The sequence below is a fragment of the Archangium primigenium genome (assembly GCF_016904885.1).
Taxonomy (GTDB): Bacteria; Myxococcota; Myxococcia; order Myxococcales; family Myxococcaceae; genus Cystobacter; species Cystobacter primigenius.
In genome coordinates this window covers 4,851,332-4,870,815 of the sequence record NZ_JADWYI010000001.1, presented here as the reverse complement: position 1 = coordinate 4,870,815, position 19,484 = coordinate 4,851,332, and the positions used below count along the sequence as shown (strand labels likewise).

Below are 19,484 nucleotides of genomic sequence, written 5' to 3'. Positions count from 1 at the left end.
GAAGAAGGGCCCCCTCCACGCGCGGTGGAGGGGGCCCTTGAGTCTACCGAGCCGTCACGGCCAAGGCCTCAGGCCTTGTTCGGCTCCATGTTGGGGATGCCCTCGAGCGCGTCGAGGATCTTCCGCTTGTCCTTCTTCTCGGTGGACTTGGAGGGCGGCGCCACCACGCGGGGCGGCGGGCGCTCGCGGGTGAGCTGTCCACCCTGCAGCAGGATGTTCACGTCTTCGGCGTCGAGCGTCTCGTACTCCACCAGGGCGTCCGTCACGCGCTTGAGGCCCTCGAGGTTCTCCGTGAGGACGGCCTTGCCCCGGGCGTAGCACTGCATGACGATCTCACGCACCTCGGCGTCGATCTGGCGCGCGGTGTCCTCGGAGTAGTCCTTGGACGAGTTGATGTCGCGGCCCAGGAACACCTCGCCATCGCTCTTGCCGAAGGCCAGGGGACCCATCTTCTCGCTCATGCCCCAGCGGCACACCATGGCGCGCGCCGTCTCGGTGGCGCGCTCGATGTCGTTGGAGGCGCCCGAGCTCATCTCGTTGAACATGAGCTCCTCGGCGATGCGGCCACCCATGGCCATGGCGATCTGATCGAGGATCTGCTTCTTGTAGCCGTTGACCTTGTCCTCGGTGGGCAGGCTCCAGGTGAGACCCAGGGCCTGGCCGCGCGGGATGATGGTGACCTTGTGGAGCGGGTCGCAGCCGGGCAGCAGCTTGGCGATGATGGCGTGACCGGCCTCGTGCACGGCCGTATTCCGCTTCTCCTTCTCGGTCATGATCATGGACTTGCGCTCCGGGCCCATGAAGACCTTGTCCTTGGCGGCCTCGAAGTCACTGAGGTCCACGCGCTCCTTGTTCTGACGGGCGGCCATGAGCGCCGACTCGTTGACGAGGTTCTCCAGGTCCGCGCCGGTCATGCCGGGCGTACCACGGGCGATGACCTCCAGGTCGACTTCCGGCGCGAGCGGCACGCGGCGGGTGTGCACCTTGAGCACGCCCAGGCGGCCCTTGAGGTCGGGGCGCGGCACCACGATGCGCCGGTCGAAGCGGCCGGGGCGCTGCAGCGCAGGATCCAGCACGTCCGGACGGTTGGTGGCGGCGATGAGGATGACGCCCTCGTTGGACTCGAAGCCGTCCATCTCCACGAGCAGCTGGTTGAGCGTCTGCTCGCGCTCGTCGTGTCCACCGCCGAGGCCCGCGCCACGGTGACGGCCCACGGCGTCGATCTCGTCGATGAAGATGATGCAGGGGGCGTTCTTCTTGCCCTGCTCGAACAGGTCACGCACGCGGCTGGCGCCCACGCCCACGAACATCTCCACGAAGTCCGAGCCGGAGATGGAGAAGAAGGGCACGCCGGCCTCACCCGCCACGGCGCGCGCGAGCAGCGTCTTGCCCGTGCCCGGGGGGCCCATCATCAGCACGCCCTTGGGGATGCGGCCGCCCAGCTTGGTGAACTTCTTGGGATCCTTGAGGAAGGCGACGATCTCCTCGAGCTCCTCCTTGCACTCGTCCGCGCCGGCCACGTCCGCGAAGGTGATCTTGTTGTGGCTCTCGTTGAGCAGGCGGGCCTTGGACTTGCCGAACGTCATGGCCTTGCCGCTGCCGCCCTGCAGCTGGCGCATGAAGAAGATGAAGAAGAGGAACAGGAAGACCACGGGCATCCACTGCCCGAGGATGGTGAGCCAGAGGCTGTTCTGCTCCTCGCGCTCGTACTTCACGTCCACGCTGTTCTTGCGCAGCTGCTCCAGGATGGCCGCGTCGGGGGCCGGTCCGGTGGTGCGGAACTTCTCCTGGGTGTCGGAGTACACGCCCGTGTACGTGTTGCCCTTGACCGACACGTCGCGGATCTTCTTGTCCTCCACCTTGGCCAGGAATTGGGTGAAGGTCGGTTCCTGCGGCTGATCGCCACCTTGGGAGAAGAAATTGTAGAAGGCGACGAAGAGGACGATCAGGAGGACCCAGAGGCCGATGGTCTTGTAAGTCGAACGCACGTGTCAGCTGCCCTTTCGGTGCTCGGCTGGATGGAGGGCTCGGCCGGAAAACACCAGCACTTCCGGTCGGTTGTCACGACACCAGGCGTATTGCCCTTTTGTCTGACGGTATCAGCAACAGCAAAAACGCCTCAACTATTTTGGGGGTTCCCCAAGACTCCATCTCCGAATGGTGAACTCTATAACGGCAGCACACCGGGCATGCTCGTGCCTGGCGGGCTGGCCCAGAGAAAGCGTCCTCCTACAACGCCCGCGACCGGCGAATTCCAGAGACCGGGGATCCAAAGGAGCACCCCCGCCGCGTCGGTCACCACGGGAAGCGAGTCCCGGGCCTCCCTCGGAACGCGACGGTCCACGAGGAAATCCTGCAGCTTGCGCGAGCCGGCGGGGCCGCGAATCCGGTCGCCCTTCTGTCGCGGACGCACCCAGAGGGGCCACGCCACCCCCTCGCCGAGCGGCAGTCCCAGGACGCCGCGGGGAGGTGCCTCCCGCTCCACCCGGAAGCCCCACCCCAATGCCACCTGGAGCGCCGTCCCCTCCTCCAAGCGCGAGGGCGGCTCGGGAGGACGCGGCACCTCCGGACGGACGCACCGGACCCGCCCGCCCATGGCCCACAGGTGCAGGCCGCCCCGGACGGAGCTCCCGCCCAGGCTCACGGCGCCCCCCGTGTCCACCGCCTCCAGCACCCGGGCGAGCGAGGGCCCATCGATGCGAGCCCCCGCCTCGGTCAGCAGCCGGACGAGGACCCGTCGGCGCAAGGGCCGCTCCAGGGCCCGCAGGCCCCCCGCGTCCAGGGACCCATCGGCGTGGCGCAGCCGGGTCCACGCGCCGTCGGCCAGGGTGGTGAGCAGGGCTTCGTCCTCGGCCGCGCACTGAGCGAAGGACGCCAGATGGGGGGTGACCGGGTAGCCCACGGCGGCCGAGAGGGCCGGTACCACCTCCTGGCGGATGCGCGTGCGGAGGAAGGCCCGGTCCAGGTTCATGGGGTCCGTGACGAAGGGGATGTCGTGCGCGGCCAGGAAGGCCTCCACCTCTTCCCGGGAGCGCGTGAGCAGGGGCCGGACCAGGCCCTCCCGGCGCCCCTGGATGCCCGCGGCCCCCTTCAGCGCCGAGCCGCGCGCGAGGCGCATCAGCACCGTCTCCGCCTGGTCCGAGGCCGTGTGCGCCGTGGCCACCGCCGCCAGGCCGCGCTCCTGGCGCAGGGCCTCCAGCGCCCCATACCGGGCCTCCCGCGCCCGGGCTTCCAGGGCCACGCCTGGTGGCACGCCCAGGTGGCGGACATGGCAGGTCAGCCCCCATCGGGCAGCCAACCGGACAACCGACTCCACTTCCTGCCTGGCCTCTGGGCGCAAGCCATGGTCCAGGGTGGCCACTTCCACCTGGAGGCGCAGTGCCTCGCGGACCAGGGCCGTGCCCACGAGCAGCGCGCACGAGTCCGCGCCGCCCGAGACCGCCAGCAGCACCGAGCCCCCCTCGAGACCGAGCGCCCGGTAGGCATCGCGCAGGGTGGTGCACATCCGCTGATTCGAATCGCCCAGGGCCGACATTCAGGGCCTATCAGTATGGAAGGAATGGGAATCCAGCGACAGCGGTTACATCCAATGCGGCCGGTTGAAGCGGGACAGGTCGGTTCTTATGATCTTCGGGAGGCTCACGAGAGCCCCGAGGAGCAAGGAAAAAAGGGCGGCGGGGAATAGATGTCACGGTGGATACGGTTGATGAGATGACTTTTTGACGGAGTTGGGCCTAGGGGTCCCCCCCCTCCCCCTCTGGGCCCACGGGGCCGCCGGGCTGAACCCTGGCGGTCCTTCTTTCTGGAGCGCCCCGGTTCCTCTCGCGAGAGGGGCCGGGGCGTTCGCTTTTGCGGGCATTTTCCACACTCGCGGCAGCCCGACGGCAAACCAGCGGGAAGCACCCGGAAACCGTTGACCCGTCAGGGCGTCTGTCGGATAACGGCTCCGGTGTGTTCAGGTCGTCACCTCGTATCCGATCCGGAGAGCCAGGATGGCAGGCACCGACAAGCGCAAGCAGTCCCTCTACTTCCCCGAGGAGATGCTCAAGGAGATCCAGGAGGAAGCCAACCGCCAGGACCGTTCGCTCTCGTGGGTCGTCCAGCAGGCCTGGAAGATCGCTCGTGACCGCATCAAGTCTTTCCCTGCCGTCAATGACGTCACGGGAGACGAGCGGCAGGACCCGCGTGAGGAAGGAAGGTCCTAGGAGTCATGGCCGCTACAGATCATCGCAAACAGAGTCTCTACTTCCCCGAAGACATGCTGGATGAAATCCAACGCGAGGCGACCCGGCAGGATCGGTCGCTCTCGTGGATCGTCCAGCAGGCGTGGAAGGTGGCACGGGGGGATCTGCGCAAGATGCCCTCGCCCAACGACGTCTTCGGCGCCACGCCTCCACGCCCCGACGGCTCGGACGGAGCCTAGTCCGACGCCGAACCCCTCCGGCCCCTCGCCCCTCCTTGCCAGGAGGGACTAGCGAGTGGGCCGGGCGCAGTTCTGGAAGATGATGCGGCCCTGGGCCACCAGGGGCCTGTCTTCCGAGCCATAGCGCGACTTCATATAGGCCTCCGAGAGGGACACGTCCGTGGCCCTGCCCGTCTCCCCGCGCGCGGTGACGGGATTGCGGCTCACGTCCGAGGCCGCGTCCTTGAAGATGGCGCCGTAGCCGTCACCGCCCTGGGCGAGGTAGCCGGACATGGCCACGCGGTAGCGGATGGAGGCACTGCTGCTCGGCGGCAGCGACACCGTGCGCCGTCCGATCGTCAGCTCCTGCACGCGCTGCCCTGGGGGACGCGCGCAATCCACGCGCAGGGACACGCCGTCGGACACCTGCAGGAAGGTGCCGGGCGGCGAGATGATGGACTGGTTGGCCGGGAAGAGCGCCGACACCGAGCGCTCGAACATGTCCACCACCTGCTTCTCGGTGAGGTCCACCGTCACCACCGAGTTCTCGAAGAGCATCACCTCGTGCAGGAGGCCGTTCTTGAGCGGGCCCTTGGGGATGGACACCCGCGTCACGCACAGCCCCTCGGAGCGCAGCGCGCCGCCGTTGACCACGGCGAGCTCGGTGGGGGTCGCCGGGCTGTTGTTGTCCTCGGCGTGCAGCAGGGCATCCGCGCTCAGTTGGCCGAGCGCGTGGTTGTCATGCCGGGTGTGCGTGCGATCGAGGAAGACGTCGCTGCCCAGGTAGCCCAGGACGGTGTCCGGGTCCGCGATGAGCGGCTGACACTGCTCGTTGTACTGCAGGCAGCCCGCGCTCGGAGCGAGCGCGAGGGCCAGGAGGGCGGTGCGAAGCAGGCGGGGCATCAATTGTGGGCTCTCAGGGTGAGGAAGGCGGAGACGCCCTCGCGGGGAAGCAGACCGGGCACGCGATCCGGCCGGGGCACGTCGTCGCGCTGGTCGGAGTCGAAGGCGTTCTGGATGACCAGCGCCAGCTCGAAGTGGTCCGCGATGGGCTCGCTGCGCACCTGGGCGGTGATGGTGCTGTAGGCGGGGATGTTGTAGCGGCGGATGAGCTCGAGGATGGAGCGCGTGTTGTTGCGCCGCTCGGCGCCCGTGCGCACCACGAGATCGAAGTTCACCAGGTCCCCGATGGGCATGGACAGGCCCGCGTTGAAGCGCGCCTGGGGCGTGTCGGTGAGGTAGCGCTGGGTCGTGGGCAGCTCCAGGTCCTCCGCGCGGAAGAGGCTCGCGTTGACCCAGGCGGTGGCGCGGCGGCTGGCCTCGAGCCGGGCCTCGCCCTCCACGCCGTACACGTTCACGCCCAGGTCGCGGTTGCGCACCGGGACGATGTTGCCCGTGGTGTCCACCGCGGCGATGGGCGAGCTGAAGCTCTCGAAGAAGGCATTGGCGCGCAGCCGCACGCGCGACTCGCCCGACGTGCGGATGAGGTCCACGCCCGCCTCCAGGGTGTTCACCACGGCGGGCTGCAGGGTCGGGTTCCCCTCGTAGCGGCCCTGGTTGTAGTAGGTGTTGGGAATCTTCTCGAGCAGCTCCTGCATCGTGGGCGGCCGGAAGGCGCGGCCATACAGCAGCTTGAGCACGAGCGAGTCGGTGGCCGAGAACACGAGCCCCACGCGCGGGTTGACGCTGGGCACGAGCTGGGTGCCGGTGATGACGTTGTTGGAGTCCACCGAGGGCAGCTGGGTCGCATCCACGCGCACGCCCAGGGTGAGGGTGAGCGGCTCCACCACCGTCCATTGATCCTGCGCGAAGACGCCGAACGTCAGGCGCCGCGCGGCCGCGCCTCCCGCCAGCTCCAGGATGTTCGTGAGGCCCTCGGGCGCGGTCAGCCGGTCGCGCAGCCGACTGTCGGCGGTGTAGTTCGTCTGGTAGCTGTAGTCGTCGATGGACTGCAGCTCCGCCACGGCGCCCAGTGTCAGCCGGTTGCCCTCGAAGAGCGTCAGGTCCGAATCCAGGCTCGCCCCCAGGGTGCTCACGGTCACGAGCGTCTGCTCGAGCAGGCCCTGGGCGAACAGCTGGGTGGCCGGATCCGAGCCGGTGGCGAAGTCGCGGGGGGAGATCTGGAAGAGCCGGTCCGTGCTCTGTCGGTCTCCATAGAGGCGCGCGCGCACGTGCACCCCCTCGCTCACGTCCTGCTCGTAGGTGAGGTCGCCCAGGAGCACCAACCACTTGAGCCGCGAGTCCGGGCCCACCGTGTCGAACAGACCCAGCAGCGCGGAGCGGTTCTCGGACATCAACCGCGCGGACGCGGTGAGGTGGCGGTCGCTCGACAGGTTGAGGCGGCCCCCCACCCCCACGTTGACGAGGAAGCGGTCGTCCTTCGTGTAGCCCGCGGGATCGAGCGGATCACGCAGCCCCAGGTCCACCGTCTCCGTGTCGAGCGCGTCCTCGCGCACCGCCATGGAGTCACCCTGCTGGTACCAGACGTCCGCGTCGCCGAAGAACTCCAGCCGCTCCAGCTTGTAGGCACCCGAGAGGTGTCCGTCCAACGTGGGCGACAGCCCGCCGCCCTCCTTGGGGAAGCCACCCGCGGAGATGGCGGACGTCACGCCCTCGGTGCGCTGGGTGACGAGGTTCACCACGCCCAGGAAGGCACCCGCGCCGTACAGCGACGAGCCCGGGCCGCGGATGACCTCGATGCGCTCCAGGTTCTCCACCGGCAGGTTCATGAGCGCCTTGCCATCGAAGAAGCTGTTGAGCCGGTGGCCGTTGAGCAGGAAGAGCACCTCGGCGTCGTTGCGCAGTCCGCGGATGGCCGTGCGGTAGGAGCCCTGCACGTCGCGGCTGATGGTCACGCCGGGCACCACGTCCAGCACGTCCGCCACCGTGCGCGCCCCGAGCGAGCGGATCTGCTCGCGGCCGAAGGAGGCGGCGATGGCGGGCACCTTCTTCACCGACTGCTCCTGACGGGTGGCGAGCGCCAGCGTGTCCTCGGCGCTGTAGAGCGCCAGGTCTTCCTCCATCTGGGAGCGGTCGGACGCGACGGGGGCGGCGGGCTCGAGCGGACGCCGGGTCGACGGGCTCGCGCGGGGCGCGGGCACGTCGTCACCGGGGGGCAGCTCCGCGGTCAGGGCCGCCATGTCGTCGTCGCTCGAGCGGCGCGGGGGCTCGGCCACGCGCGCGGGCGGCGGCGCGGGCGCCGGGGTCGGCTCGGCCACGGGCTCCGGCTTGTGGCGCTCACCCCGTCCCGAGCGCGAGGACCGGCTCGGGCGGGAGGGCGGCGGAGGCGGCTCGGGTGCCTGCACCACGGCGGGCGTCCGGGCCGAGGCCTCACCCGCGATGTTCACGCGGGCCGGACGCGTGGCGCTCTTGAACAGGGGCACCCGCTCGCCGCCCGCCGTGAAGCCCTCCATGTAGTACTCGACCCCGGGCGCGGCCATGCTCGACGCCGGAATGGAGCCCCGGTAGAGGTCGCCATACTCCAGCTCCATGGGCACCTCCGTGTAGGGCTCGCCCGAGCCGCGGTAGCGCAGCACCACGCGCGTGATGCGCTGCGACCCGGAGAGCACGCCATCGAGCACGAGGGCCTCTCCGGCCTTCGCCTCCGTGGGCGGGGAGTGGAGCAGCGACGAGTCCTGCGCGAGAACGGGACGTGCCAGCACCAGCAGCACGAACGCGAGCAGGAGGAAGGACGGGGAGCGCGAGAGGGAAAACTTCACGGGGAAGCCGATGGTCCTCCGGGAGGATTCGCGCGTCAAGGAAGGGGGGCGGGGCCGCCGAATTTTTGCCGCCTCCCCGGGTGCGTGCGACTGGTGCGTCCCCATGCGCGCGTCGCTCGCTCTCCACCTCGCCCTGTTCCGTCGCCAGAAGGCCCAGATCGCCCGGGTCGTCGAAGGGCAGACGGCGGCCTTTCGCGCCTACGAGGCCCGCTACCGCCGCCGCACCTCCGAGTACACGTGCCTCGTGCCCGCGCAGGCCGTGTCCCAGCGCCTGCGCGCCTCGGACGTGGTGTACGTGGGCGACTACCACACGCTGCCGCTCGCCCAGGAGACGTACCTGGAGCTCGTCGAGGACGCGCGCACGTCGGGACGTCGTGTCGTGCTCGCGCTCGAGTGCGTGGAGGGCCGACACCAGGCCGCGGTGGACGCCTACCTGGCGGGCCGGCTCGCCGAGCGCGCCCTGCTCTCCCGGCTGGGACACCCGCTGGAGTCCAGCCCCCGCGCCCTGCTCGCCTACGCGAAGCGCCACCGCCTCCAGGTGGTGGGCATCGACCGGCGCGCCCAGGGCGAGCGCTCCCTGGCGCTGCGCGACGCCTACGCCGCCGAGCGCATCGCCCGGGCCCTGCGGGCCGAGGACAAGCCCCGGGTGCTCGTGCTCGTGGGCCAGTACCACGTGGCGCCCTGCCATCTGCCCGCCCAGGTGGAGCACGCCCTGGCTTCGGCCTCCCCCACCCGCTCGCTCGTGGTGTACCAGAACGCCGAGGGCGTCTACTGGCGCCTGGCGCGCGAGGGCAAGGTGGGCACGGCCCAGGCGGTGGAGCTGCCCGACGGGGCGCTGTGCCTGCTCAACGCCTCGCCCGTGGTGTGCCAGCAAAGCTTCCTCGACTACCTGGAGGCCGAGTCGGGTGAGGCCCCCTTCAAGGAGCGTGGCGCCCCGGAGCGCTTCCGGGACATGGCGAGCCTCATCGGCCGTCTGGCCGGCGTGCCCGTGGGCCGCGGACTGGACGACGTCGAGGTGGTGACGGCCGCGGACGAGGACGCACTGGAGCGCATCCAGCGGCGGGGCCGTTTCACCCAGGGCGAGCTCACCCAACTGCGCCGGCACATCCTCTCGCGCGAGAGCTGCTACATCCCCCGGGCGCGCACCGCCTACCTGGCCTCGCGGTCGCTCAACCACGCCGCCGAGGAAGCGGCGCACTTCGTGCGGCACCTGGCCGTGGGGGACGCCATGGACGCGCCCCGCCGTGCCTCGGACGCCTTCTACGCGCGCTGCGTGGAGGAGGCCCTGGGCTTCTTCGGCTCCAAGCTGGTCAACCCCCGGCGCCACTGCGTGGGCACCGGCGAGTGGGCGCTGCGCTTTGGCCAGGCCCGGGGCGTGGAGCGGCAGATCGCCGCCTTCGTGCTCGCGCACAAGGCCGCCGAACTGGAGGTGCCCGAGGAGGCGGTGAAGCTCCTGCCCCTGCGCAAGGATCGGCTCTTTCACGGTGTCAGCCACGCGCTGGGCTACCTGCTCGGGGACGCGCTCTACCAGGGCTTCGATCAGGGACAGGTGGACCGCGCCGAGGTGCGGGCCCTGTTCCGCGATCCACTGGAGGAGCCGCGCCAGGCCTATTTCGACTGGGTGAGGCGCCTGTCATGAAGCTCTGGGTGGACGCCGATGCCTGTCCCGGACCCGTGCGGGACATCCTCCTGCGCGCCTCGCAGCGCCTGCGGGTCCCCGTGGTCTTCGTGGCCAACAAGCGCCTCACCCTGCCCCGCTCGGAGCTCGTCTCCAGCGTGCAGGTGGGGGCTGGACTCGACGTGGCGGACCGGCACATCGCCGCGTCCGCCCAGGCCGGCGACCTGGCCGTCACCCAGGACATTCCCCTGGCCGCCCTGCTCGTGCCCAAGGGCGTCGTCGTCATCGACCCGCGCGGCGAGCTCTTCAGCGAGGAGAACATCTCCGAGCGCCTGTCCGTGCGCGACTTCATGCAGGAGCTGCGCGACAGCGGCGTGAACACCGGCGGCCCCAGCGGCTTCTCCGCCCAGGACCGGCAGCAGTTCGCCGCGGCCCTGGACCGCGAGCTCACGCGCCTGCTCAAGGCGCGGCCCTGAACCTCGGGCCCGGCTACGCGCCGAGCACGCTCCGCGCCCGGGCGTAGTAGGCATCGCGGCTGGCCTTGCCGTTGTAGCCGCCGTTGACGCGCTTGGTGATGGCGTCGAAGTTGCCCGCGTCCGCGTAGCTGTTGAGGTTGCGGCTGTTCCAGAACCAGGCGGCGGTGCGGAAGCCCACGTCCACGTCGGCGGCGCGCTTGGGGTTGTTCTCCAGATCGATCCCCAGCGCCTGGCCCGCGGCGCGGTAGTTGGCGCGGCCGGTGAGCTGGATGGGGCCGCGGCCCTTGAAGCGCACGCCATCGCCCGGCTGGGTGTTGCCCAGGTCCTTGCGGCCCTCGTAGGCGGCGCCGGACGCCAGCTCCTCGAAGTAGCGGAACTCACCGCTCTCGTGCGCGAGCTGCGCGAGGAAGGCCGCCTGACGCTTGGGGGTGTTGATGCCCGCCTCGGCCATGGCGCGGTTGAGGTGCGGCAGGCACTCGCGCGCCCGCGCATCCGACAGGTGCGGCATGATGGAGCGCAGCTGCTGCAGCGACACGCCGCCCGCGGGCGTCGCCGGCGGGGGCTGCGACACCGGCGCCGCCGCCAGCGCCGCCTGCGTCTTCGGCCCCACCACGCCGTCGGCCACCAAGCCCTTGGCGCGCTGGAACGCCTTCACCGCCGCAGTCGTCTGCGGCCCGAAGACGCCGTCCGCCGGGCCCGGGTTGAAGCCATGGGCGGCGAGCCGGCGCTGCGCGTCCGCCACCGCCGGACCCCGGGCCCCTTCCTTGAGGCCGCCCGTGGAGCCCGTCGGCTTCGCGTTCAGCGCGGCGTGAGTCTTGGGGCCCACCACGCCGTCGGCCACCAGGCCCTTGGCGCGCTGGAACGCCTTCACCGCCGCCGTCGTCTTCGCGCCGAAGACCCCATCCGCCGGGCCCGGGTTGAACCCCGCCGCCGTCAGCTTGCGCTGCACGTCCGCCACCTGGGGGCCCCGCGAGCCTTCCTTGAGGGTGGCGGGAGCCGCGGCCGCGGCGAGGAACGTGGGCTGCGGGGCGCGAACGGGAGCGAGGGTGGTCATGGGCGATCCAGGTTTCTCGGGAGGTGAGACGCGTTCCAGTTATCGGGCCGGGGCGGCGGGAGTTGCCTGCCGGGTCGCGCTTTTTGGGAGTTCGAGACTCCAGGCTTCCGGTGGCGCGCGCCGCTCTGCCAAGGTGGGGGACCGACCCGACCGGTGGAGACCGCACCATGAAGATGAAGGATCGCGTGGAGAAGCTGGACGAGCAGCGCCGCCGCAACGAGGGCCTGGGAGGCCCCGAGCGCATCGAGCGCCAGCACGCCAAGGGCAAGTTGACGGCACGCGAGCGTCTCCGGCTGCTCTTCGACGCCAACACCTTCGAGGAGATGGGCCTGCTCGCGGGCGCCGAGGGCGCGCTGCCCGAGGAGGAGGACCCGGGCCGGCCCTCGCCCGCGGACGGCGTCATCACCGGTGTGGGGGAGATCGACGGTCGGCCCGTGGCGGTAGCCGCCTACGACTTCACGGTGTTCGGCGGCTCCATCGGCACGGTGGGCGAGCGCAAGGTGGCGCGCATGCGGGACCTGGCGCTCAAGAACCGCATCCCCCTGGTGTGGCTGGTGGACTCGGCGGGCGCGCGCCTGGAGGCGGGCGGCGACATCGATCCCCGGCGCCTGGCGGGCTTCGCGGACACGGGCTACCTGTTCCGCGAGCAGGTGGTGATGAGCGGCGTGGTGCCCCAGGTGGCCGCCATGGTGGGCCCCGGCGCCGCGGGCACGGCCTACATCCCCGCGCTGGCGGACTTCCTGCCCATGGTGAAGGGCACGAGCTCCATCGCCATCGGCGGCCCCTACCTCGTGGAGTCCGTGGTGGGCGAGAAGGTGACCGAGGAGGAGCTGGGCGGCTCCAAGGTGCACAACGAGGTGTCGGGCGTGGCGGACGCCGAGTACGCGGATGACGCCACGTGCCTCAACGCCATCCGCGAGTACCTGTCCTTCTTCCCCGCGCACTGCGAGGAGCGCCCGCCCCGTCGGCCCTCGGCGGACCCCTTCGACCGGCGCGACGAGGCGCTGCTCACGGTGGTGCCCGAGAGCCCCCGGCAGGCGTTCGACATGCACAAGGTCATCCTGTCGCTCGTGGATGACCGGAAGTTCTTCCCCCTCAAGCCCCGCTTCGCGCGCAACCTCATCACGGGCCTGGCGCGCATCGACGGCTACCCGGTGGGCGTGGTGGCCAACAACTCCATGTTCCTGGGCGGCATCCTGGACGTGAACGCGGCGGACAAGGCCGCGCGCTTCATCAACCTGTGCGACGCCTTCCAGGTGCCGCTGCTCTTCCTGCAGGACGTGCCGGGCTTCATGGTGGGCTCCAAGGTGGAGCAGCAGGGCATCATCCGGCACGGCGCGAAGATGATGTACGCGGCGGCGAGCGCCACCGTGCCCAAGTTCACCGTGGTGGTGCGCAAGGGCTATGGCGCGGGCTACTACGTGATGAACGGGCGCGCCTTCGAGCCGGATCTGCTCGTGGCGTGGCCGGGCGCGGAGATTGGCGTCATGGGCCCCGAGGGCATGGTGTCCATCGCGGCGCGCAAGCAGTTGCAGGCCGCGGGCAGCCCCGAGGCCGCCGAGGCCCTGAAGAAGGAGCTGGCGGACGGCCTGCGCCAGCACATCCGCATCGAGCGCACCGCGGCCATGGCCCTGGTGGACGACGTGGTGGACCCCCGCGACACCCGGCGGCTGCTCGCGCGCGCCCTCAAGCGCACCGCGAACAAGAAGGTGGAGCGCCCCTTCCGTCGCCGGGAAATCTCCCCCGTCTAGCGTCCCCTCACCGCTCGGGACGGGCCGCCACCTGCGTCATGGCCCGTTCGATCTGCGGCAGCGCGTAGGGCTTGGGCAGCACCACCACGCCCTTGAGCTGATCCAGGCCCTCGGTGGCGTTGCCGTAGCCCGAGGCGACGATGACCCGCAGGCCGGGGCGCCGGCGCACGGCCTCGCGCGCCAGCTCCACGCCCGACATGCCCGGCAGGCTCACGTCGGTGAACAGCACGTCGAACTCGTCCACCATCAGCGCCGAGCGGGCCTCCTCGGCGCTCGACACCGCCAGCACGTCGTGCCCGAGGATGCCCAGCAGCTCGTAGGCGGAGGTGCGGATGTCCTCGTCGTCCTCCACGAGCAGCACGTGCAGGCGCTCCTTCTTGAGGGGCGCAGGCTCGCGCTCGGCCCGGGCCCGCTGCCGCTGGGCCTGCTGCTCCTTGCGCGCGATCCGCTGCGCGCGCTGGTTGAGCAACTGCCGCAGCTTGCGCGCCAGATCCTCGCGCCGGTACGGCTTGCCCAGCAGGTTGACGCCGGGGTCGAGCCGGCCCCCGTGCACGATGGCGTTCTCCGTGTAGCCCGAGGTGAAGAGCACCTCGAGCTCCGGCAACAGCGCCTTGGCCTGCCGCGCCAGTTCCGGGCTGCGCACCGGGCCGGGCATCACCACGTCGGTGAAGAGCAGGTCCACCGCCACCCCGCTCTGGAGGATGGCCAGCGCGCTCTGCCCGTCCTGCGCCTTGAGCACCCGGTAGCCCAGCTCCGAGAGCAGCTCCACCGCCGTGGCGCGCACCTCCGCGTCGTCCTCCACCACCAGCAGGGTCTCGCTGCCGCCCTCGACGGGACCCGTCACCACCTCGGCCGTCGCCGTCTCGGCCTGGAAGGCGCGCGGCAGGTAGATCTTCAGCGTCGTGCCATTGCCCAGCTCGCTGTAGATCTTCACGTGGCCGCCCGTCTGCTTCACGAAGCCGTACACCATGCTCAGGCCCAGGCCCGTGCCCTGCCCTTCCGGCTTGGTGGTGAAGAACGGCTCGAAGGCGCGCTCCATCACCTCGGGCGGCATGCCACTGCCCGTGTCGGAGATGGCCACGAGCACGTACTGGCCGGCCACCACCTCCGGGTGCGCCTGGGCGTAGTGATCATCCAGCGCGGCGTTGATCACCTCGATGGTGAGCTTGCCACTGCCCGCCATCGCGTCACGCGCGTTGATGGCCAGGTTGAGGATGACGTTCTCAAGCTGGTTGGCGTCCGCGAACGTGTTCCACAACCCCCCGGAGATGACCGTCTCCACCTCGATGCTCTCGCCCAGGGTGCGCCGCAACATCTCGTCCATGCCGCGCACCAGGCGACCCAGGTTGATGACGGTGGGCTCGAGCGGCTGCCGCCGGGCGAACGCGAGCAGCTGGGCGGCCAGCTTGGCCCCGCGGTCCACGGCGCCAATGGCCAGGTGCAGCCGACGCTGACCCCGCTCGTTGCCCACCACCTCGCGCTGCAGCAGCTGGAGATTGCCGGAGATGACCTGGAGCAGGTTGTTGAAGTCGTGCGCCACGCCGCCGGTGAGCTTGCCCACCGCCTCCATCTTCTGGGACTGGCGCAGGGCGGTCTCGGCCTGACGCCGCTCGGCCTCGCTCTCCTCGAGCGCGCGCGTGCGCTCGCGCACCAGCTCCTCCAGATGCTCCTGGTAGCGGCGCAGCTCCTGCTCGACCCGCTTCTGCTCGGTGATGTCGTTGCCCTGCATGAACACGCCGATGACGTTGCCGTCGGGCGCGACGATGGGCTGGTACACGAAGTCCAGGTACAGCTCCTTCACGGGCGCGTCCGGCGCCCGCTGCAGGCGCACGAGCACCCCCCGCCCGATGTACGCCTCGCCGGTGTCCATCACCCGGTGCATCAGCTCCACGAAGCCCTGGCCCACCACCTCCGGCAGCGCATCCTGGACCCGCTTGCCGAGCACATCGCGAAAGCCGATGCCCTGGTCATAGGCGGGGTTGGTCAGCTCGAACACCAGGTCGCGGCCCCGCAGGATGGCCACCATGCCCGGGGCCTGCTCGAACAGCCGACGCAGGTGGCGGCGCTCCTCGTCCAGGGTGCGATTGGCCTCCTGCACGTCCCGCGCGCGGCGGAGGATGCCCGCCTGGACCTGCTCCTCCGACGGATGCCCCTCGTCGCGAGCGAGGCGGGCCGCGCGCGCGTCACGCTTGAGCTGCTGCACCTCCGTCACGTCCACGGTGTGCTGGAGGATGAAGGCCACCTCGCCCCGCTCATCCAAGAGCGGCGTGTGCGTGGCGCTCCAGTAGCGCTCCTGGATGACGACGCCCTCGGGCGTCTGCAGGGGCACCCGGTAGGGAATGAGCGCCAGCGTGTCCGGCACCCGCCGCGACAACACCCGCTGGAACGAATCGAGCAACATGCGCGCGCTGACGTTGCCGGGATCGGCGGGGTCGTGCGGAAACACCTCCAGGATGCGCCGACCCGCCAGGTCCTCCCAGCGGCTCGCCGTCACAAGGAGGTACGCCTCGTTCGCGGCGACGTAGCGCAACCCACGATCCAGCACCATGTAGGGATTGGGTGAGGAGGCGAAGAGCCTGCTGTAATCAAGGGTGTCAGCCATGCGTTCCATGGGAGCCGAGGGCCCTCCCGTCCCTTCGAGGCCGCCCGCGCCGACGCGGCCCCTGGCCTTTTACACAAACGGAATGTCACCGCTCCACAACCTCTAGAGATCCCGCCCGGCGTTCATGAGTGAACATGAACCGCATCGGGGGGCTGAAGTGTTCCGGCTTCCGTGAACTCAAATCGCCGGAGGCGTGTCCTGCGTCGGAGCGGTGCGAGCCGCCGTATTCCAAGGCAGCCACGCGGTGAAGGTCGCTCCCTGACCAGGCGAGCTTTCCACGTGGATGGAGCCCTGGTGGGACTGCAGGATGCGCCGCACCAGATAGAGCCCGAGCCCCAGCCCTCCGTAATTGCGCACCGAGACCGCCCGCTCGAACTTGTCGAACAAGCGAGGCAGCGCGTCCGCGTCGATGCCGATGCCCTCGTCGCGCACCCGAAGCCACGCCCTCGGCCCCTCGGTCCCCACGGCGACGTGCACGGGGTGGCCGGCTCCGTACTTGAAGGCGTTGGTGAGCAACTGCTCCAGCACCTGCTCGAGCCGGGCGCGGTCCCACCACCCCTCGATGGGCCCATTCCCCACGCACTCCAAGAGGCAGTGGGCCCGCGCGGCCTCGGCGGCGAAGTGGTCCACGCTCCGGCGCACCAGCGCGGCCAGGTCCACCGGCTCCCGTTCGAGCCGGAGGGCCTCCGCGTCCAGGCGCGACACGTCGAGCAGCGCGTCCATCAGCCCCGACAGCCGCTTGACCTGGAGGCGCATCGCCTCGACCTCCTGGGGCAGGCGCCGCGGCACGGACTCACTCCCGTCCCTGCGCGCCGCGCGGGCCAGGCCCTGCAGGCGCAGGCTCAGGGAGGTGAGCGGCGTCTTGAGCTCGTGGCTGGCCACGGACAGGAACTCGTCGCGCAGCTGGACCGCGGCGCGCGTGGTGCGCAGCAGTCGCGCGTTCTCCAGCGCCACCACCGCGCGGCGCGCCAGCTCCTCGGCCAGCTCCACGTCCTCTTCGTCGAACGGGCACTCCCCCTCCGTGCGCGCCAGGGTGATGACCCCCCAGGGCCGCGCATGGCCGCGCAGGGGCACGATGATCAACGAGCGGGGCGCGATGGCCTCGATGAGCGCCAGGTGCGCGGGGTTCATGGCGGCGCGCTGGCGCTGCGCGTCGGAGAAGTCCGCGTAGAGCGTCGTGCAATCCTGACGCAGCGCCTCGAGCGGGAGCCGGGCCTCGTGCCTGCCGGGGATGGCGTCCCACATCCGCGCGATCCGCTGCTCCTGCGCGGGATCGCGGTGCGCCATCGCCACGCGCCTGAGCCCACCCTCCTCCTCGAGCAGATCCACCAGGCAATACGCGGCGATGGACCCCGAGGCGAACCGGGCCACGCGCCGCAGGACATCCTCGGGCTCCAGCGACGCGCTCAACAACCGGCTCGCCTCGGCGAGGAAGGCCAGCTTCTGCGCCCCCCGCATCCGCTCGGTGATGTCCAGGGTGATGCCCACCATGGACACGGGCGTGCCGGACGCGTCGCACACCACGCGGCCCCGCGCCGCGACCCACCGCATGCGGCCCCCGGGCGCGATGACCCGGTAGTCCGACGCATAGCCCCCCCGGGTGGCCAGGGCCCGCTCCACGGACTGGCCCATGGCGTCCCGGTCCTCGGGGTGGATGTACGAGCGCATCACCGCGTAGGACGACAGGTCGTCCTCGGGGGACAGCCCGAAGTTGAGCTTGCAGCCGGAGGAGCACTCCAGGCGCAGGCTGGCGAGATCCAACCGCCAGTGCCCCAGGCCCGCCGCCTCGAGCGCGAAGTGCAGGGGCGCCTCGCGCTCGTCCAGCGCCTCCTGGACGCGACGCGCGGCCAGATGGCGCGAGTGGAGCGAGACGAAGGCGGACACCTTGGCGCGCAGCAGGTCGGGTTCCAGCTCGCGGCCCAGACAGTCCACCGCGCCGAGCGCATGGGCCTCGCGCACCCAGTCCGTGCGCGGCTCGGCCAGCAGGACGATGAGCGGCGTGGCGCGGCCGTGCCAGCCCGCCACCAGCCGCCGCGCCTCGTGACGACCCTCGTCCCACGCCGCAGGCACCAGCAGCAACAGGGCGAAGTCCTCGTGGAGGTGCTGGCGGAGGGCCTCGTCCACGGAGCCGGTGAGCACACAGTCCACCCCGAGCGGCGCGAGAGCGGCACTCAGGGCGAGGCGGGTCTCCGCTTCCCCCACCACCAGCACGCTGGCACGCGCGACCTCATGCTCCACCACGGACCTCTCGACGAGACTCCAGCCCGGGCGAGTCTCGGCCCCAAGCCTATCGGTCACGTCCCCGAAACGCGCGAAGAAAACCCGGGCACGCGCCACCGCGTCCGCCCAAACACGACGCCCCCCTCCCACGCGGGGAGAGGGGCGTCGTCCGCGTCACCGTGGAAGGGAATTACCGGGCGAGCGCGAAGTCCCCTGCTTGCATCATCTGCTCGAGCGCGGGGGTGAGCTCCGGCGTGGCGAACTCCGAGGGGCTCACCGCCGGCATCCGGACCTCCAGCCCCTTGCCGAGCCGGTGGTAGAGGGCGTTGTTTCCGAGCGAGTACAGGCGCAGGCCGCGCAGCGTGTAGGTCCCGTCCAGTCCGGACAGGCCGACGTGGCCGGCGTCGAAGCGCAGCGTCAGGGTGTGGGAGCCCTCGCCGAGCTGGTCGGTCACCTGGGCCTCGGCCACCGGCCGCTCCACGCGCTCCAGGCCCCGGCGATCCATGGCCACGAGCGTGCCCGTGACCTCGTAGCGGTCACGCGCCTGGCTCTCCACGGTCACGTCCACCTCGAAGGCGGACACCTTGCCCGAGCCGTCGCGCACCGCGCGCGCCCCGCCCGCGGCGGTGATGCGCGCCGTGGGGATGACGAAGCCCACCGCCGTCTGCGCGAGCCGGTCGAAGGGCTTGCCGTCCGCGGTGCCCACCGCCCGGACCTCGAGCACCCAGACGCCGGACTCGTCCTGCTCGGTCAGCACGCGCGACACCCGCGCGCGCCACTCGCCACCGACCTGCTCCACGGGCACCACGCGGTCGCGCTCGAAGCGCGGGTTGTAGAGCGAGGCCTCGAAGCGCACGGTGTCGAGCGTGCCCGGGTGCGTGAGGCCCACGGTCACGTCGCTGTCCTCGCCCGGGAAGAACTGCATCGCCGAGGACGTGAGCGCCAGCTCCACGGGAGACGCGGGCAGGCGGATCTCGATGGCCAGGCCGACCTGGGCCGCCCGGGCGCCCACGAGCACCTTGTAGGCCCCCGCGCCCATCTCGCGGTTGAGCGACAGCATGGAGATGGGACGCGCCACCTTCTCGCGCATCTGCGCCGGATCCATGCCGAGCTGGAGGTTCGCGGCGCGCTCGGCCCACGGGTCCACGCGCTGGCCGCGCGGGGTGTAGAGCGCCACGTCCTTGCGGACCTCCTCGCCCACCTTGGCGTCGCTGCCCTTGGGGATGAAGAACACCCAGGCGTCCTCGGGGACGTCCACGGGCAGCACGATCTCGGTGGGCGCGGAGCCCGGCGCCACGTGCAGCGTGGTGGACTTGGAGCGCCACGTCTCCGGCGCGAGCGGCGCCTCGAGCGGCAGACGGGGCGAGACGGGGTTGGACACGGACACGAGGCCCGGCGCGATGGCCTGGCGCATGTCCGCGCGCACCTGCCGGGAGAAGAGCCGACCCGGCGCGACGTCACCCGGCGCGCTCAGGGCCGCGGTGGCGGAGGTCATCGACGAGGGCGTGGACGCGGGCGCGGGCGTGGACGCGGCGGGCTGGGAAGTGCAACCGCCGAGCAGGGCCACCGCCAGGGCCAGTCCGGAGGACTGAACGAAGGAACGAGGGAAGTTCATGGTGTGAGGTCCTTGTGGGGGGCCAGG

The 19,484-nt window shown here is 70.9% G+C and carries 13 protein-coding genes; 5 read left to right on the top strand and 8 right to left on the bottom strand.

Going from position 1 to position 19,484, the window contains the following annotated elements; translation table 11 throughout:
• Window positions 1-68 precede the first annotated feature (68 nt).
• Window positions 69-1,988: an ATP-dependent zinc metalloprotease FtsH gene (gene ftsH, locus I3V78_RS20125; RefSeq protein ID WP_204490077.1), complete on the bottom strand. Its 1,920-nt coding sequence runs from the start codon at window positions 1,986-1,988 to the stop codon at window positions 69-71.
• A gap of 179 nt (window positions 1,989-2,167) precedes the next feature.
• Entirely contained in the window at window positions 2,168-3,535 is a 1,368-nt protein-coding gene (tilS, locus tag I3V78_RS20120) for a tRNA lysidine(34) synthetase TilS (protein WP_204490076.1), read from the bottom strand.
• Between the two features lie 457 nt (window positions 3,536-3,992).
• Here tilS and I3V78_RS20115 point away from each other — a divergent pair, with 457 nt between their 5' ends.
• The gene (locus I3V78_RS20115; RefSeq protein WP_002628981.1) at window positions 3,993-4,205 is read left to right on the top strand and encodes a TIGR04563 family protein; all 213 of its coding nucleotides are present in this window, start codon (window positions 3,993-3,995) and stop codon (window positions 4,203-4,205) included.
• A gap of 5 nt (window positions 4,206-4,210) precedes the next feature.
• A complete protein-coding gene (locus I3V78_RS20110) occupies window positions 4,211-4,423 on the top strand; it encodes a TIGR04563 family protein (RefSeq protein ID WP_204490075.1) in 213 nt (70 codons plus the stop codon).
• A gap of 48 nt (window positions 4,424-4,471) precedes the next feature.
• Here the strand turns inward: I3V78_RS20110 and I3V78_RS20105 are convergent, their stop codons facing one another.
• Both I3V78_RS20105 and I3V78_RS20100 read right to left on the bottom strand, forming a co-directional pair.
• On the bottom strand, window positions 4,472-5,305 hold the full coding sequence (locus tag I3V78_RS20105) for a 5'-nucleotidase C-terminal domain-containing protein (RefSeq protein ID WP_204490074.1): 834 nt from the start codon (window positions 5,303-5,305) through the stop codon (window positions 4,472-4,474).
• A complete protein-coding gene (locus tag I3V78_RS20100) occupies window positions 5,305-8,121 on the bottom strand; it encodes a TonB-dependent receptor plug domain-containing protein (RefSeq protein ID WP_338023684.1) in 2,817 nt (938 codons plus the stop codon). The genes I3V78_RS20105 and I3V78_RS20100 overlap by 1 nt, the downstream gene beginning before the upstream one ends.
• Window positions 8,122-8,224: 103 nt before the next feature.
• Between I3V78_RS20100 and I3V78_RS20095 the strand changes: the two genes are divergently transcribed.
• Window positions 8,225-9,760 carry a ChaN family lipoprotein gene (locus I3V78_RS20095; protein ID WP_204490072.1) on the top strand — a complete coding sequence of 512 codons (1,536 nt, stop codon included), beginning with the start codon at window positions 8,225-8,227 and terminating at the stop codon, window positions 9,758-9,760.
• Window positions 9,757-10,215 (top strand): YaiI/YqxD family protein, encoded by a 459-nt coding sequence (locus I3V78_RS20090; protein WP_204490071.1) that lies wholly within the window; start codon window positions 9,757-9,759, stop codon window positions 10,213-10,215. The genes I3V78_RS20095 and I3V78_RS20090 overlap by 4 nt, the downstream gene beginning before the upstream one ends.
• 13 nt (window positions 10,216-10,228) lie before the next feature.
• On the opposite strand, the gene I3V78_RS39335 is transcribed toward I3V78_RS20090, so the two are convergent.
• Window positions 10,229-11,269 (bottom strand): peptidoglycan-binding protein, encoded by a 1,041-nt coding sequence (locus tag I3V78_RS39335; RefSeq protein WP_239576499.1) that lies wholly within the window; start codon window positions 11,267-11,269, stop codon window positions 10,229-10,231.
• A gap of 167 nt (window positions 11,270-11,436) precedes the next feature.
• Here I3V78_RS39335 and I3V78_RS20075 point away from each other — a divergent pair, with 167 nt between their 5' ends.
• Window positions 11,437-13,020 (top strand): acyl-CoA carboxylase subunit beta, encoded by a 1,584-nt coding sequence (locus I3V78_RS20075; RefSeq protein WP_204490070.1) that lies wholly within the window; start codon window positions 11,437-11,439, stop codon window positions 13,018-13,020.
• 7 nt (window positions 13,021-13,027) lie between these two features.
• Here I3V78_RS20075 and I3V78_RS20070 read toward each other — a convergent pair whose 3' ends face one another.
• The 3 genes from I3V78_RS20070 to I3V78_RS20060 all read right to left on the bottom strand — a co-directional run bounded on the left by I3V78_RS20070 (window position 13,028) and on the right by I3V78_RS20060 (window position 19,457).
• Window positions 13,028-15,622, bottom strand: coding sequence for a response regulator (locus I3V78_RS20070; protein WP_204490069.1), 2,595 nt, complete (start codon window positions 15,620-15,622; stop codon window positions 13,028-13,030).
• A gap of 177 nt (window positions 15,623-15,799) precedes the next feature.
• Entirely contained in the window at window positions 15,800-17,863 is a 2,064-nt protein-coding gene (locus I3V78_RS20065) for an ATP-binding protein (RefSeq protein ID WP_204490068.1), read from the bottom strand.
• A 169-nt stretch (window positions 17,864-18,032) separates the two neighbouring features.
• A complete protein-coding gene (locus I3V78_RS20060; protein WP_204490067.1) occupies window positions 18,033-19,457 on the bottom strand; it encodes a DUF4785 family immunoglobulin-like domain-containing protein in 1,425 nt (474 codons plus the stop codon).
• Window positions 19,458-19,484 lie beyond the last annotated feature (27 nt).